General features: G+C 47.8%; 17 protein-coding genes. 13 read left to right on the top strand and 4 right to left on the bottom strand.

What is annotated here, in order from left to right; genetic code table 11:
- Positions 1–11 precede the first annotated feature (11 nt).
- Positions 12–740 carry a glucosamine-6-phosphate deaminase gene (gene nagB / locus M1D98_RS16820; protein WP_456279762.1) on the bottom strand — a complete coding sequence of 243 codons (729 nt, stop codon included), beginning with the start codon at positions 738–740 and terminating at the stop codon, positions 12–14.
- A complete protein-coding gene (gene nagA / locus M1D98_RS16815) occupies positions 737–1,927 on the bottom strand; it encodes an N-acetylglucosamine-6-phosphate deacetylase (protein ID WP_456279761.1) in 1,191 nt (396 codons plus the stop codon). Before nagA ends, nagB begins: the two co-directional genes overlap by 4 nt.
- A gap of 181 nt (positions 1,928–2,108) precedes the next feature.
- Here nagA and hprK point away from each other — a divergent pair, with 181 nt between their 5' ends.
- Genes hprK through M1D98_RS16790 form a run of 5 tightly spaced genes read left to right on the top strand, consistent with a single transcriptional unit; the run spans position 2,109 to position 5,995 of the window.
- A complete protein-coding gene (hprK, locus tag M1D98_RS16810; protein WP_010328731.1) occupies positions 2,109–3,041 on the top strand; it encodes an HPr(Ser) kinase/phosphatase in 933 nt (310 codons plus the stop codon).
- A gap of 13 nt (positions 3,042–3,054) precedes the next feature.
- Positions 3,055–3,864, top strand: a complete 810-nt coding sequence (gene lgt, locus M1D98_RS16805; RefSeq protein WP_010328730.1) for a prolipoprotein diacylglyceryl transferase — start codon at positions 3,055–3,057, stop codon at positions 3,862–3,864.
- Between the two features lie 23 nt (positions 3,865–3,887).
- Positions 3,888–4,826, top strand: a complete 939-nt coding sequence (locus M1D98_RS16800; RefSeq protein WP_268550739.1) for a nucleoside recognition domain-containing protein — start codon at positions 3,888–3,890, stop codon at positions 4,824–4,826.
- Positions 4,823–5,473 carry a pyrophosphatase PpaX gene (gene ppaX, locus M1D98_RS16795; RefSeq protein WP_456279760.1) on the top strand — a complete coding sequence of 217 codons (651 nt, stop codon included), beginning with the start codon at positions 4,823–4,825 and terminating at the stop codon, positions 5,471–5,473. Before M1D98_RS16800 ends, ppaX begins: the two co-directional genes overlap by 4 nt.
- Before the next feature lie 3 nt (positions 5,474–5,476).
- Positions 5,477–5,995 carry an acyltransferase gene (locus tag M1D98_RS16790; protein WP_268525853.1) on the top strand — a complete coding sequence of 173 codons (519 nt, stop codon included), beginning with the start codon at positions 5,477–5,479 and terminating at the stop codon, positions 5,993–5,995.
- A 23-nt stretch (positions 5,996–6,018) separates the two neighbouring features.
- Here M1D98_RS16790 and pelC read toward each other — a convergent pair whose 3' ends face one another.
- Positions 6,019–6,684, bottom strand: coding sequence for a pectate/pectin lyase PelC (pelC, locus tag M1D98_RS16785; protein ID WP_456279759.1), 666 nt, complete (start codon positions 6,682–6,684; stop codon positions 6,019–6,021).
- Positions 6,685–6,924: 240 nt separating this feature from the next.
- On the bottom strand, positions 6,925–7,674 hold the full coding sequence (locus M1D98_RS16780) for a C39 family peptidase (protein WP_010328725.1): 750 nt from the start codon (positions 7,672–7,674) through the stop codon (positions 6,925–6,927).
- A 237-nt stretch (positions 7,675–7,911) separates the two neighbouring features.
- Between M1D98_RS16780 and M1D98_RS16775 the strand changes: the two genes are divergently transcribed.
- The 8 genes from M1D98_RS16775 to hisIE are packed head-to-tail and all read left to right on the top strand — an operon-like array spanning position 7,912 to position 14,330.
- The gene (locus tag M1D98_RS16775; RefSeq protein ID WP_010328724.1) at positions 7,912–9,087 is read left to right on the top strand and encodes an ATP phosphoribosyltransferase regulatory subunit; all 1,176 of its coding nucleotides are present in this window, start codon (positions 7,912–7,914) and stop codon (positions 9,085–9,087) included.
- Positions 9,080–9,721 carry an ATP phosphoribosyltransferase gene (hisG, locus tag M1D98_RS16770; protein WP_121643357.1) on the top strand — a complete coding sequence of 214 codons (642 nt, stop codon included), beginning with the start codon at positions 9,080–9,082 and terminating at the stop codon, positions 9,719–9,721. Before M1D98_RS16775 ends, hisG begins: the two co-directional genes overlap by 8 nt.
- Positions 9,718–11,001 carry a histidinol dehydrogenase gene (gene hisD, locus M1D98_RS16765; protein WP_010328722.1) on the top strand — a complete coding sequence of 428 codons (1,284 nt, stop codon included), beginning with the start codon at positions 9,718–9,720 and terminating at the stop codon, positions 10,999–11,001. Before hisG ends, hisD begins: the two co-directional genes overlap by 4 nt.
- Positions 10,998–11,582: an imidazoleglycerol-phosphate dehydratase HisB gene (hisB, locus tag M1D98_RS16760; protein WP_010328721.1), complete on the top strand. Its 585-nt coding sequence runs from the start codon at positions 10,998–11,000 to the stop codon at positions 11,580–11,582. Before hisD ends, hisB begins: the two co-directional genes overlap by 4 nt.
- On the top strand, positions 11,583–12,221 hold the full coding sequence (gene hisH, locus M1D98_RS16755; protein ID WP_326194840.1) for an imidazole glycerol phosphate synthase subunit HisH: 639 nt from the start codon (positions 11,583–11,585) through the stop codon (positions 12,219–12,221).
- Positions 12,218–12,955 (top strand): 1-(5-phosphoribosyl)-5-[(5-phosphoribosylamino)methylideneamino]imidazole-4-carboxamide isomerase, encoded by a 738-nt coding sequence (gene hisA, locus M1D98_RS16750; RefSeq protein ID WP_268550748.1) that lies wholly within the window; start codon positions 12,218–12,220, stop codon positions 12,953–12,955. Before hisH ends, hisA begins: the two co-directional genes overlap by 4 nt.
- Positions 12,952–13,710 carry an imidazole glycerol phosphate synthase subunit HisF gene (gene hisF / locus M1D98_RS16745; RefSeq protein ID WP_039075396.1) on the top strand — a complete coding sequence of 253 codons (759 nt, stop codon included), beginning with the start codon at positions 12,952–12,954 and terminating at the stop codon, positions 13,708–13,710. The genes hisA and hisF overlap by 4 nt, the downstream gene beginning before the upstream one ends.
- The gene (hisIE, locus tag M1D98_RS16740; protein ID WP_010328717.1) at positions 13,707–14,330 is read left to right on the top strand and encodes a bifunctional phosphoribosyl-AMP cyclohydrolase/phosphoribosyl-ATP diphosphatase HisIE; all 624 of its coding nucleotides are present in this window, start codon (positions 13,707–13,709) and stop codon (positions 14,328–14,330) included. Before hisF ends, hisIE begins: the two co-directional genes overlap by 4 nt.
- The last annotated feature ends 198 nt before the right edge of the window (positions 14,331–14,528 follow it).

Raw genomic sequence — 14,528 nt, 5'->3', positions numbered from 1 at the left:
GCATGTTCCTTTCAAGGTCTTAATGCTGCTGCTTCACGATCAATCAAAACCGTTACATCGGAATGCAGGTGCAAAGCAGATGCGGGGAAATCTTCACTTATGTCTCCTTCTAACAGCTTTTTCGCAGCTTCTGCCTTGCTTTTGCCGGAAACAAGCAGCAGGATGCGTTTGCTTGAGAGAATCGTCTGGATGCCCATTGTGAGCGCTTTTGTCGGCACACTGTCTATTGAAGAAAAATATCTGGCATTCGCCTGCCGGGTTTGTTCATTTAATGTCACAATGTGTGTGCGTGACTCGAAAGGCGTTCCCGGTTCGTTAAAGCCGATATGTCCGTTTCGGCCGATGCCGAGAAGCTGAATGTCAGTGCCGCCGAGGGATTTTACTAATTGTTCGTACCGTCTGCATTCGGATTCCAGATCGTCTGCATGTCCATTCGGAATAAAATGCTGGCTTGGCTGGCTGTCAATATGCTGAAAAAAACGATGATTCATATAGTAGTGATAGCTGTTCGGATCATCGCTTGAAAGTCCGGCATATTCATCCAAATTAACCGTGGTGACGTTTTGAAATGAGAGGTTCTCAGTTTGGTGCAAGCGGATCAGCTCGCGATACGTGCCTTCAGGTGTGCCGCCTGTTGCTAAGCCGAGAACGGCGCCAGAATTTTTCTTGATCGTGTCACCGACTATTCTTGCTGCGGTTTGGCTTAGCTCTTCATATGTTTGACATTCCATTACTTTCATATCTGGTCAGCCTCCTTGGATATAAATGCAATGTTTCCGCGGCAAATGGTGAGAATCACCTCGCAATCACTGTTGACAATGACAAGATCCGCATCTTTTCCCTCTGTCACACTGCCTTTACGGTCAAAGATGCCCAGCTGTTTGGCCGCGTTTGCAGAAGTTATATTAGCTATATCCGTCCAAGAACAATTTGTAAACTCACGCATATGCCGTGCGCCTTCGTTCATTTTGAGAATTGAACCGGCAAGTGTTCCGTCTGAAAGAAGAGCTGTTTTTCCTCTCACCGTCACACTTTGGCCGCCGAACTCGTACACACCATCTTTCAGGCCTTTTGCCCTCATAGAATCAGTAATTAAAATGAGCTTGCTGCTGCCTTTTGCCAAAAAAGCAAGCTTTGCCGCTAAAGGATGGGAATGGATGCCGTCGGCAATAAGCTCTGTCACAAACCCATCATGGGCTAGCGCCGTTCCGATTACGCCGGGCTCTCGGTGATGAAAGGGGCTCATCGCGTTGTAGAGGTGGGTCATATGGCTCGCGCCTGCTTTCGCGGCCTCCGACAATAATGCGGAGTCGGCATCTGTGTGCCCCATCGACGCGATAATCGATTCGTCTTTCAAATAGCGGATCAGTTCAAAATGCCGATCTTCCTCAGGTGCAAGTGTGACAATGTGAATCAGCCCGCCTGCCTCCTGCTGCCACTTTTTGAAAAGTGCAACATCTGAAGGCCTAATCCATTCCTTTGGCTGCGCTCCGGCTCTTTTAGGTGAAACAAAAGGGCCCTCCAAATGAATGCCGAGCAGTTCCGCACCTAATAAAGAGGCCTCTTCAGCCGCTTTCCACTCTCTTGCATTCACCAAAGCTTGAGAAATATGCCCATGTTCCTGGGTAATGGTTGTTGCTAAAAAGCTCGTCGTGCCTTCTTCGGGCAGCCTTGACGACAGGGTGTCGAGGGCAGAAAAGCTTGCATCCATTGTATCTGCGCCATAGCCGCCGTGAATATGGATGTCAATCATCCCGGGAAGCAAAACGGAATCTGCCGGTGCTTGAATCTCTTTTGCATAGGTCTCTTTAGGCCGTTCACTAGTGACTGTGCTGATCTTTCCGTCAGTGATTCCGACATAGCCTTTTTTGATTCCTTTGTTTTCTGTCACGATCGCGATGTCTTTGATAAGAAGACTTTCTGCCATAGGTGATCCGCCTTTCTGGTATATGAATACATTTATTTTACTCCTTTTCAGACTAGTGATCTAGACCAGCTGAGGTGTTTTCCCGTCTTTTATAAAATCTGTTTTAGGTTCAAGCCCGAAAGTGATAAAATGAAAGTATTGTGAGCAAGCTCGGGTCAGCCCGGAACAGGAGGAACATATCGTGGCAAAAGTTCGCACAAAAGACGTAATGGAACAGTTCAATTTGGAATTAATCAGCGGAGAAGAAGGGGTTAACCGCCCGATTACCATGAGTGATTTATCAAGACCAGGCATTGAAATTGCCGGATATTTTACATATTACCCGAGAGAACGCGTGCAGCTTCTCGGAAAAACAGAGCTTTCTTTCTTTGAGCAGCTGCCGGAAGAGGATAAAAAGCAGCGAATGGAATCTCTGTGCACGGATGTAACACCAGCTATTATTCTTTCTAGAGATATGCCCATTCCGCAGGAGCTGATTGACGCTTCTGAGAAAAACGGTGTGCCTGTCCTCAGATCGCCGCTGAAAACAACAAGGCTGTCAAGCCGGTTAACCAACTTTCTTGAGAGCCGTCTCGCGCCTACCACGGCGATTCATGGCGTTCTTGTTGACATATACGGCGTCGGCGTGCTGATCACAGGGAAAAGCGGTGTCGGGAAAAGTGAGACCGCGCTGGAGCTTGTGAAAAGAGGACACCGCCTCGTTGCGGATGATTGCGTTGAAATCCGACAGGAGGACCAGGATACCCTTGTCGGAAACGCTCCGGAATTAATTGAACATCTTCTGGAAATCAGGGGGCTAGGCATTATCAACGTGATGACGCTGTTTGGTGCCGGCGCAGTCAGAAGCAATAAACGAATCACGATTGTCATGAATCTTGAACTCTGGGAGCAGGGCAAGCAATACGACCGTCTCGGACTAGAGGAAGAAACGATGAAAATCATTGATACGGAAGTGACAAAACTGACGATTCCCGTCCGTCCGGGCCGAAATCTCGCAGTCATTATCGAAGTGGCAGCGATGAACTTCAGATTGAAGCGGATGGGCCTGAATGCCGCCGAGCAATTTACGACTAAGCTGGCGGACGTCATAGAAGACGGTGAACAAGACGAATAGGAGTTGGCGTTAAATGAATGAAGCGATAGAACCGCTCAATCCGATAGCTTTTCAGCTGGGGCCGTTAGCCGTCCATTGGTACGGAATTATTATCGGTCTCGGTGCTTTGCTTGGACTTTGGATCGCGATGAGAGAAAGTGAGAAACTGGGGCTGCAAAAAGATACGTTTATTGATCTTGTCCTGTTTGCCATTCCGATTGCGATTATTTGCGCCAGAATTTATTACGTTGCATTTGAATGGGATTATTATGCGGCACATCCGGGAGAAATCATTAAGATTTGGAAGGGTGGCATTGCCATTCATGGCGGATTAATCGGGGCGATTTTAACAGGTTATGTGTTTTCGAGGGTGAAAAACCTTTCGTTCTGGAAGCTTGCGGACATTGCCGCACCGAGCATTTTACTCGGCCAGGCGATCGGCCGCTGGGGAAACTTCATGAATCAGGAGGCACACGGCGAGGCAGTCAGCCGAGCCTTTTTAGAAAGCCTGCACCTGCCTGACTTTATCATCAATCAGATGTATATTAACGGACAATACTATCACCCTACTTTCTTATATGAATCACTATGGAGCTTTGTCGGCGTCGTTGTTTTGCTGCTCCTGCGCAAAGCAAATTTGCGCAGAGGCGAGATGTTCTTGATCTATATCATCTGGTATTCAATCGGAAGATACTTTATTGAAGGAATGCGGACTGACAGCTTAATGCTGACTGAGGCACTCCGCATCGCTCAGGTGATTTCAATCGTATTGATTGTTTTGGCTGTGGCGGCCATCATCTTCAGACGCGCCAAGGGTTATTCGAAGGAGCGGTACACGGAGTAGACGTCAACAAAGGGGGATGAGGGATGAAGAAGATCTTTCTGGCCGGTCTGGCGGCAGGTCTTCAAACAACATGGACACTTGGCAAAGTCATTTTCCCGGTAACACTATTGGTTACATTGCTTCAGCATACGCCTGTCATGGATTGGCTGATACGGCTGATCACACCGGTTATGGGTCTGTTCGGGCTTTCTGGAGAAGCAGCCATTCCGCTTGTGCTGGGGAATATGCTGAATCTGTATGCCGGCATTGCCGGGATTTTGACATTGGATTTATCTGTGAAGGAAGTTTTTATTTTGGCTGTGATGCTGTCATTCTGCCATAACTTGATTATCGAATCGACAGTGGCCGCAAAGGTTGGCATCAGAATTGGCGTCATATTGGCGGTGCGCATCGGTTTGGCCGCTGTCTCAGCGATCGTCATTAACCTGATTTGGCATGGCGGACAGGAAACCGCGCAGTACGGTTTTATCGCCGCGAAGAGCGCGGCTCCTGACGGCTGGCTGGCAATGCTTGCCGAGGCTTTAATGAAAGCCGGGCTCGGTGTTTTGCAGCTGGCGGCCATTGTGATCCCGCTGATGATCATCATTCAGTTTTTAAGAGATTTAGGCTGGCTGCACCGTTTTTCCAGATGGCTGTCTCCGTTTACGCAGCTGCTTGGCATGAATAAAAATACGTCCATGACGATGGTGGCAGGACTGACGATCGGTTTGGCCTACGGAGCGGGTGTCATGATCAAAGCTGTTGAGGATGACGGCGTGAGCAGGCGGGATATGACATTGGCATTTATTTTTCTCGTTGCTTGCCACGCGGTCGTGGAAGATACACTCGTCTTTATTCCGCTCGGCATACCGGTCTGGCCTCTTCTTCTGATACGTGTCACCACCGCGGTGCTCTTGACAATGGCTATTGCGCACACATGGAAAAAGTGGAAACCCTCAGCGGTTGGAAAGGAAGCAATATGAGTGACAAACAAGTAACGACGATTCTGTTTGATTTAGACGGAACCCTTATTAATACGAACGAATTAATTATCGCGTCCTTTTTGCATACACTGGAGCATTATTATCCGAGCAAGTATAAACGAGAAGACGTACTCGCGTTTATCGGGCCGTCTCTTTATGACACATTCTCCTCGATGGACGCTGATCAATGCGATGATATGATCGCCATGTACAGAGCATACAATCACGACATGCACGATTCACTTGTGACTGAATATGAAACCGTGTATGAAACCTTAGATGCATTGAAAAAAGCCGGGTTTAACTTAGGGATTGTAACAACAAAATTAAGGGATACTGTCAATATGGGCCTCAAGCTGACGGGCATCGGCGAGTTCTTTGAAACGGTCGTCACCCTCGATGATGTGACACATGCAAAGCCTGATCCCGAGCCGGTTCTGTTAGCGCTCAAACAGCTTGGAAGCGAGCCGGCGGAAGCCATGATGGTCGGTGATAATTACCATGATGTGCTGGCAGGAAAAAACGCCGGAACAAAAACGGCTGGAGTGACATGGACGATTAAAGGGCCGGAAATGCTTGCGAAGCATGAGCCTGATTATATGCTTGACAAAATGAGTGATTTATTACAAATCGTTGGAGTGAAGTAATCTGTGAGAAAAACAGATCGTCATCCGGTCTCAGGAGCTAACTCACTATGGCATGTCTATCAAACGGTCCCTTTTTTAAAGGTTGTCAAAAATTTCATTGTCATTCAAATGGCGAGATATACACCGTTTATAGGGATGAAAAACTGGCTGTACCGTACGTTTCTGCGGATGGAGATTGGGAAGCAGACATCGTTTGCCTTGATGGTGATGCCGGATATTATGTTTCCGGAAAAGATCATAGTCGGAACAAATTCAATCATCGGGTACAATACGACCATTTTGGCCCATGAGTATTTGATTCAAGAATACCGGATCGGCAAAGTCCTGATCGGAGACGAAGTGATGATCGGCGCCAACACGACCATTTTGCCCGGGGTGGAAATAGGCGATGGCGCAGTGGTTTCCGCCGGAACGCTTGTCCATAAAGATGTGCCTGCCGGCGCGTTTGTCGGAGGAAACCCGATGCGGATCATCTATACGAAGGAAGAAATGAAAGAAAGAATGAAAAGGCCCGCTGAATAAACATTAGCGGGCCTTTTTTTATATTAAAATGGAGTATTGTTATTTTCATAAATATGCTGAACGCCAATCCATTTCTGGCCGACATTGGAGTAGCGTGTATTTGTCATTCTGACCGTGCTTGTTTTGCTGTCTGTCCGGAAGATCGCTTCTTTCATATTCGTGATGGTGCACTTGTCAATGATCACATCAACGTGGAAGGTTGAACCGCCAAGCTGTCTAATGAATTTACCGCCATTGTCCGCCGTGAAGTTTTTCACTGTAAATGTGCTGGCTTTATTGAGTTGGAAAATCTTATCCGACGCTTTTTGGGCGGAGCCGCCATCGATGGTCACTTTTCCTTCTTTCTTCACCGTTAACGCATCCTCACCCACATCTTCCCACTTTACATTCTGAATTTTAACGTTTCCATAAGTGTGCACGCCATCAGCAGCAGGTGCGCCGAGCACCACATTTTTCAGAGTTGCTCCATCCTCCACACGAAAAACAGGTTTTTGGTTTTCGGACTGGCTTCCGTCACCTAATTCTTTCCCTGCTACAAACCGCTGTCCCTTCCCGTCATATGTTGTATTTTTTGGCACAATAATTGTTTCATGAACCACTTTGTCAGCTGCAAAAGCAGTTGATGACTGAAACTGGCTGAAACCGATAACCAAACTGAACATAAATAGGATAGACACGATTTTTTTCAATGATAAAATCCTCCCCGGATATCGATAAATTTTGTAAGAGAAGCCTCAGCGTCTTGCACCGGCTTCTCTCACATAGATCGGGGCAAGGCTGAATCTGCTTTAATCATAAAAACAGACAGCCTGAAAGTAAAGATATTTTTGGATATTAAATGGAAAATGAATCGATATTACCGATTGAAACAAAAAGCATGAATATTGTCGTGTTTGCTCAGGGTAGAGCATAGTGGGGTGTTCAGCTGTTTACTTTTGGATAACGATGGCCTGGCTGCCCATTTGTTCCCACGCGTTTTCAAAACTGGTTCTGTCCGTTTTTCTGTTTTTATAGCCATACGGATCATTGAGATAGACATATTTTTCATCATAGCCCGTAACGGCGACACTGTGGACACTGAACGTGATATCAATTGTTCCATTTGGTGTTTTCCATGTCTGCATGTTGTCAACTGGCGCCAAGCTGGCGGTCGTAATGACCCAAACAGGATTGCCCTTCTCCAGTTGTTGATAGACTGCAGAAATGCTTTTTCCAGTCAGGTCAGACACTTTGTCTCCGGCATAGGTTTTTGCTAATTGATAGATCGGTCCGTGGTAGACACCGAGACCGGGGCCATTCGCCATATCCCCGACAAATCCGTCATTCGGATCCCCTTTTAATCCGCTGCTATATGTCAAAGGCACTGTGGCAATCTGGTTTGCCAATGTGTTTTTTGTCACGTCATATCCCGCGTAATTCAGCACCATCGCAAGGCTTGTTACTTCACAGCCATTATAGAGCCGAGGGGCGTCCATTTGATTGTAAAGCACGACATTCAGCGGTTCCGCGCTTCCTTGCAGCTCGTTTTCGCTATTTGCAGCTGTTTCCGAGCCTTCTTCAGCTTCTCTTTTAATGCTATTGAAAAAAGGGATATCTATATCTTTTGCATATATTTTGAGTCCGAAAAAAATAACACCTGATAGAATGATCAGGACACATAGAGTTCGCAGTGTTTTCATCTGTATCTCCTTGTTCTCTATTTGATTTGTATTATAGCATGCCAAACATAAAGAATTTAAGATATGACACACCTTTAATGATTTGTTCATGTTTTTTTCATAATGAGGAGGAGGACATCTGAGCAAAAAAGTTAAGCATTGATTTTCATTCTTTCATCTGCTAACATATTATCATATTAGCGAACTAAAGGATTCGGAATTTTCCTTCAAATGATGACAACGGAGGTGCTTGGGTTGATGTTTATGTTTGAAAAACCGCACGGTATGAGAGATACACTGCCGGGTTTATACGAAACGAAAAAAAAGGTGAGACAATCGTTAACCGATTTGATTGATAAATGGGGATACCGGTTTATGGAAACACCGACATTGGAATTTTACGATACCGTTGGCGTGCAGTCAGCGATTGAAGAACAGCAGCTGTTTAAGCTTCTTGACCAGGACGGCAAGACATTGGTGCTTCGCCCTGATATGACAGGGCCGATTGCTAGGGTGGCGGGATCTAAGCTTCTAAAACACGATCATCCGCTCAGAGTCGGTTATGCGGCAAATGTATTCAGGGCTCAGGAACGGGAAGGCGGACGTCCCGCCGAGTTCGAGCAGGTGGGAGTGGAATTAATCGGTGACGGGACGACAAGCGCGGATGCGGAGGTCATTGCCTTAGCCGTCGGTGCATTAAAAAGCGCCGGGCTGTCTTCCTTTAAAATTGCTATCGGCCACGCCGGTATAGCGGATGCCTTGTTTGTTGAGGTGCTCGGAAACGTTGAACGCGCTGATGTGCTGCGGAGGTTTTTATATGAGAAGAACTACGTTGGCTACAGAGAACATGTCAAATCTCTCCCGCTTTCCTCCATTGATAAAAGCAGGCTGCTTGAGCTGCTTGAATTGCGGGGCGGCATAGAAGTATGCGGACGTGCTGAGAACCTCGTTGATTCTGCGCAAGGAACAAGCGTGATTGATGAACTCAAAGCGCTGTGGGACATACTTGAGGATTATGGATGTACGGAAAATGTCCGTCTGGATCTGAATATGGTCAGCCATATGAGCTATTACACGGGAATTCTATTTGAAGTGTACGCGGAAAATGTCGGCTTTGTCATTGGAAGCGGCGGCCGTTATAACAAGCTCTTAGGCTATTTTGATTCACCCGCGCCGGCGACAGGCTTCGGACTTCGGATCGACCGGCTGATAGAAGCGCTTCATATGAAAGAAGAAGCTTGTGAAATCAACGCTGTTATTTTCAGCAAAGAGCAGCGGGTGCAAGCCATCGCTTATGCGAATGAAGAACGCATGAAAGGGAATAAAGTGGTGCTTCAGGATTTATCAGGAATCGAAAATATCGATCAGATGACAAAATCTTTTGCGAACGTCACCTACTTTATCGGTGCCAGAAAGGAAGAGCAAAATGGGTAAGTTACTCACAATGGCGATGCCAAAGGGCCGGATATTTGAAGAAGCAGCAGTGCTGCTTCGGCAGGCGGGCTATAAGCTCCCAGAGGAGTTTGAAGACTCGAGAAAACTGATCATCAATGTGCCGGAGGAAAATCTCCGTTTTATATTGGCTAAGCCGATGGACGTAACCACATATGTGGAGCATGGTGTGGCTGACGTCGGAATTGCGGGCAAGGATGTCATGCTGGAGGAGGAGCGCGATGTGTATGAGGTGCTCGATTTGAAGATCAGCAAATGCCACTTGGCAGTCGCCGGACTTCCGAATACAGACTGGAGCGGCGTAGCCCCAAGAATCGCGACAAAGTATCCGAATGTAGCTTCCGGTTATTTTAGAGAGCAGGGAGAACAAGTCGAAATCATCAAGCTCAACGGTTCAATTGAGCTGGCCCCGCTCATCGGGCTTGCAGACCGCATTGTGGACATCGTTTCCACCGGACAGACGCTAAAGGAAAACGGGCTTGTTGAAACGGAGCACATTTGTGATATTACGTCCCGCTTTATCGTCAACCCGGTAAGCTACCGGATGAAAGACGATGTGATTGACGAAATGGCCTCCCGCTTATCTCTCGTTGTGGAAGGAGAAACGGCAAAATGAAGATCAAAACCATCAGCGGCGCAGACCGGCTTTCTCTCAAACGGTCCATAGATGCCGGAACGGAAGAGCAAAGAAAAGCGGTCCGAACCATTATTGAAGCTGTCAAAGCAAACGGTGATCAGGCGGTCCGCACATATACGGCGAGATTTGACGGCATCGAACTAGACAGCCCGCTAGTCACGAAAGAAGAAATTGAAGAAGCGTATACCTTGCTGGATTCACAGCTGCTTCAGGTGATGAGGCAGGCAATTGAAAATATAAGGGACTATCACGAAAGACAGCTGCAATCCTCATGGTTTTATCACAGAAAAGACGGCTCAATGCTGGGGCAGAAAGTAACGGCGCTTGATTCCGCCGGCGTATATGTGCCGGGGGGGACGGCGGCATATCCATCATCTGTTTTGATGAATGTCATCCCGGCGCTGACAGCAGGTGTGGAAAGAATCGTCCTTGTAACGCCTCCGGGAAAAGACGGGAAGCTGTCTCCCGGGGTTTTAGTTGCCGCTTCCGAGCTAGGCATAAAAGACATTTACAAAATGGGCGGCGCTCAGGCGATTGCGGCGCTGGCGTACGGAACCGAAACCATTGCGCCGGTGGATAAAATCACAGGTCCGGGAAATATTTATGTCGCGCTTGCCAAACGAGAGGTGTTCGGTGATGTCGATATTGATATGATTGCCGGACCGAGTGAAATCGTCGTGCTGGCTGATGATACTGCGATTCCGGGCGAAATCGCGGCCGACCTGCTGTCACAGGCAGAACACGACAAGCTTAGCTCATGTGTGTGTGTCACAGATTCCCTAGCGTTGGCCGAGGCGGTTTCAGCCGAGGTAAGCGAGCAGCTGAAAACGTTGCCGCGAAGGGAAATCGCGGAAGCCTCAATAAGTGATTACGGTTGTATCTATGTAGCGGAAACAATGGGTGAAGCGATTGACACGGTCAATACGCTCGCACCGGAGCATTTAGAAATCCTCACCCAGTCTCCCGAAGCGTTGCTCGGCAGAATCAAACATGCGGGAGCGATCTTCTTAGGCAGATACAGCCCTGAGCCTGTCGGCGATTATTTTGCCGGACCGAATCATGTGCTTCCGACAAACGGAACAGCCAGATTTTCAAGTCCATTAAGCGTAACGGATTTTCAAAAGAAATCGAGCATCATTTCTTACAGCCAAACGGCTTTTGAAGAACATGCCGAAAGCATTGCGGCTTTTGCCAGACTTGAAGGGTTAGAAGCCCATGCCAGATCAATTGAAGCGAGAGAACGGAGGAATTCAAAATGAGAAAAGCACAACGCGCCAGAAAAACAAACGAAACAGATATTGAGCTGGCATTTGCATTAGACGGCGAGGGGCAAGCGGATATCAAAACAGACGTGCCGTTTATGACGCATATGCTGGATTTATTCACGAAACACGGACAATTCGATCTCTCCATTCACGCAAAAGGCGATGTTGATATAGATGATCACCACACGACTGAAGATATCGGCATCTGTTTAGGGCAGGCGCTGCTCGAAGCCTTGGGCGATAAAAAAGGAATCAAGCGCTATGGATCAGCGTTTGTGCCAATGGATGAGGCGCTTGCCCAAGTCGTCATAGATCTAAGCAATCGACCGCACTTGGAAATGCGCGCGAACTTCCCTGCGGCTAAAGTCGGGACCTTTGATACGGAGCTTGTACATGAATTTTTGTGGAAGCTGGCGCTTGAAGCGCGGATGAACCTGCACGTCATCGTTCATTACGGCACAAACACCCACCACATAATTGAAGCTGTTTTTAAAGCGCTGGGGCGTGCGCTTGATGAAGCGACTACGATCGATCCGCGTGTTAAAGGGATACCATCAACGAAAGGGATGCTGTAAATGATCGGCGTGATAGATTACGGAATGGGCAATTTATACAGTGTCTCAAAGGCGCTTGAGCGTGTCGGCGTGCCGTACTTTGTTTCTGAAAAGCCGAAGGAGCTGAGTGAAGCCGATGCCTTCATTTTGCCCGGAGTCGGTTCATTCGGAGACGCGATGGTCAATTTGCGCAGCGCGAAGCTTGATCAATTGATTCAAGATATGGTGTCAGAAGGGAGACTGCTTCTCGGGATCTGCCTCGGCATGCAGCTTTTATTTGACCAAAGCGAAGAAAACGGGAGCGCGTCAGGCCTTGGGCTATTAAAAGGAAAAGCAGTCAGGCTGAAAGCAGAAGATAAGGAAGGAAACAAACTGAAGGTTCCGCATATGGGCTGGAACCGCCTTTCTTTTCATAACGAATCTCCGCTGCTGGCCGAAACAGAAGAAGGCTATGCTTATTTCGTGCATTCGTATTACATCGACGGGATGGAGGGGGACGCGCTTCTGGCAAGCGCTGATTATGGTGTGCGAGTGCCCGCTGTCGTCGGAAAAGGAAATGTCTTCGGCGCCCAATTTCATCCGGAAAAAAGCAGCACAGTCGGAATGTCCATCCTAACCCAATTCACGAAAATGGCAGCAGAAATGAAGGTGAAAAAATGAGTACTTTTACATTATATCCGGCAATTGATATGAGAAACGGCAAATGTGTCCGTCTCGTCCAAGGAGACTATAATAAGGAAACAATTTACGGCGATTCACCGTACGATATGGCCGCGTTATTTGCGAGTGAGGGTGCCGAATGGATCCACCTCGTTGATCTCGACGGGGCCAAAGAAGGGAAAAGAGTGAATGACCGCCATGTGATTGAGATTGCGCAAAAGCTGAACCTGAAAGTCGAAATCGGCGGCGGTATCCGTTCTGAAAATGATGTCTATGAATATTTATCGGCAGGAGTCGACCGAGTGATCCTGGGAAGCTCAGCTGTTTCTAACCCTCCGTTTGTCAAAAAAATGCTGAAACAATATGGCGGAAACATCGCAATCGGCCTGGATGCGAGAAACGGTTTTGTTTCTACTGAAGGATGGCTGGAAACATCAACCCTTAAAGCAGCTGAACTCGGCAAAGAGCTTGCCAATGAAGGAGCGGAGGTCTTTATTTTTACTGACATCGCGACAGACGGGATGCTGTCAGGCCCCAATATTGAAAGCACGGTCGAGCTTGCAAAGGAAACGGGGAAATCGGTGATTGCTTCCGGCGGCGTCAGCTCCGTTGAGGACCTCGAAGCCCTCGCCCGCTACCAGGCGGACGGCGTCTCTGGAGCGATCATCGGAAAAGCGCTGTATACCAATCAGTTTACGCTCAGCGAGGCGCTTGAAAGGGTGAAGCGCAAATGATCACAAAACGGATTATTCCATGTCTTGATGTCAAAGAAGGACGCGTTGTCAAAGGAATTCAATTTCTCGAATTAAAGGATGCCGGTGACCCAGTTGAGCTGGCGGAAGTGTACGGCCAGGAAGGGGCGGATGAACTCGTTTTTCTTGATATCTCCGCCTCGCATGAAGGGCGCAAAACGATGGTTGACGTTGTGGAGCAGGTTGCCGCGAAGCTTGCGATCCCGTTTACAGTCGGCGGCGGCATCAACCAGCTCAGCGATATGAAAACGATTCTGCGTGCCGGCGCGGATAAAGTTTCTGTGAACACAGCAGCTGTTCTCCGCCCTGAGCTGATTACAGAAGGAGCCGAGTTTTTCGGTTCACAATGCATCGTTCTTGCCATCGATGCCAAGTATGACCAAGAATCCGGCACATATAAGGTCTACACGCACGGCGGCAGAAAGAAAACAGACTGGGAAGTCACCGCATGGGCAACAGAAGGCGTCAAACGCGGAGCAGGAGAAATATTGCTGACAAGCATGGACTCTGACGGTGAAAAAAAAGGCTTTGACCACAGGCTGACAAGGCTTGTTTCTGAAGCTGTCCCCGTACCTGTTATCGCCTCGGGCGGAGCGGGGAACGCGCAGCATATGCTTGAGGCTTTTACAAAAGGAGAAGCCGACGCCGCGCTGGCCGCTTCTATTTTTCATTATAAAGAAACATCGATTAAAGAAGTGAAATCATACTTAAAAGAGCACGGGGTGAATGTGAGATGAAACAGGCAGATGAACTGCGTTTTAACGAGGATGGATTAATTCCCGCCATCGTGCAAGATGCGGCAAGTAAAGAAGTGCTGACCCTTGCCTATATGAACAAGGAATCGTACGAAAAAACGCTGGAAACGAAAGAAACATGGTTTTACAGCCGTTCGCGCCAAGAGTTATGGCATAAAGGAGAAACCTCAGGCAACACGCAAGCCGTTAAGGGCATCCGATATGACTGCGACCAAGACGCATTGATCGTACTCGTAGAGCCATCCGGCCCGGCATGCCACACAGGCAGCTACAGCTGTTTTACAAAGGAACAATCAGAAGAACAGGCTGCGGGACGATTTGACATCATGAACGAACTGGAACGCGTGATCGCGGAGCGGCAAGCGGAAATGCCTGAGGGAGCATACACCACTTATCTTTTCCGTGAAGGTGTCGATAAAATTCTGAAAAAAGTCGGTGAAGAAGCATCCGAGGTGATCATTGCCGCGAAAAATCGAGACCGCGAGGAACTCAAATGGGAAGCGGCAGACTTGCTGTATCACCTGCTTGTCTTGCTCAGAGAACAAGCTCTGCCGCTGGATGATGTGCTTGATGTGTTGAAGAAACGCCATACTGAAAAGTAAGAGGAGTGGAGCTGTTCATTAGCAGCTCCCTTTTTATGCATCTTTACGCCTGATCCATTTGTCGTGTTTCGGTAAATAAAATGTAAAAAAGCACTGCTCACAAAAAATAGACATCAAAAAACCAATCGAATTCCCTATTCATCGAAAATTTTCCATGATGTAACATAACTAAGGATGAAAATCCCTGTTGGATAGCAG

The sequence above is a fragment of the Bacillus sp. K7 genome (assembly GCF_053903245.1).
The sequence above is the reverse complement of the archived record's forward strand: the minus strand, read 5'-3'. Positions and strand labels throughout refer to the sequence as shown.

Coding starts and splice junctions, on each gene's coding strand:
- nagB (WP_456279762.1), bottom strand. CDS start 740: ATGAAAGTAATGGAATGTCAAACATATGAAGAGCTAAGCCAAACCGCA.
- nagA (WP_456279761.1), bottom strand. CDS start 1,927: ATGGCAGAAAGTCTTCTTATCAAAGACATCGCGATCGTGACAGAAAAC.
- lgt (WP_010328730.1), top strand. CDS start 3,055: ATGAATGAAGCGATAGAACCGCTCAATCCGATAGCTTTTCAGCTGGGG.
- M1D98_RS16800 (WP_268550739.1), top strand. CDS start 3,888: ATGAAGAAGATCTTTCTGGCCGGTCTGGCGGCAGGTCTTCAAACAACA.
- ppaX (WP_456279760.1), top strand. CDS start 4,823: ATGAGTGACAAACAAGTAACGACGATTCTGTTTGATTTAGACGGAACC.
- M1D98_RS16780 (WP_010328725.1), bottom strand. CDS start 7,674: ATGAAAACACTGCGAACTCTATGTGTCCTGATCATTCTATCAGGTGTT.
- M1D98_RS16775 (WP_010328724.1), top strand. CDS start 7,912: ATGTTTATGTTTGAAAAACCGCACGGTATGAGAGATACACTGCCGGGT.
- hisG (WP_121643357.1), top strand. CDS start 9,080: ATGGGTAAGTTACTCACAATGGCGATGCCAAAGGGCCGGATATTTGAA.
- hisD (WP_010328722.1), top strand. CDS start 9,718: ATGAAGATCAAAACCATCAGCGGCGCAGACCGGCTTTCTCTCAAACGG.
- hisB (WP_010328721.1), top strand. CDS start 10,998: ATGAGAAAAGCACAACGCGCCAGAAAAACAAACGAAACAGATATTGAG.
- hisH (WP_326194840.1), top strand. CDS start 11,583: ATGATCGGCGTGATAGATTACGGAATGGGCAATTTATACAGTGTCTCA.
- hisA (WP_268550748.1), top strand. CDS start 12,218: ATGAGTACTTTTACATTATATCCGGCAATTGATATGAGAAACGGCAAA.
- hisF (WP_039075396.1), top strand. CDS start 12,952: ATGATCACAAAACGGATTATTCCATGTCTTGATGTCAAAGAAGGACGC.
- hisIE (WP_010328717.1), top strand. CDS start 13,707: ATGAAACAGGCAGATGAACTGCGTTTTAACGAGGATGGATTAATTCCC.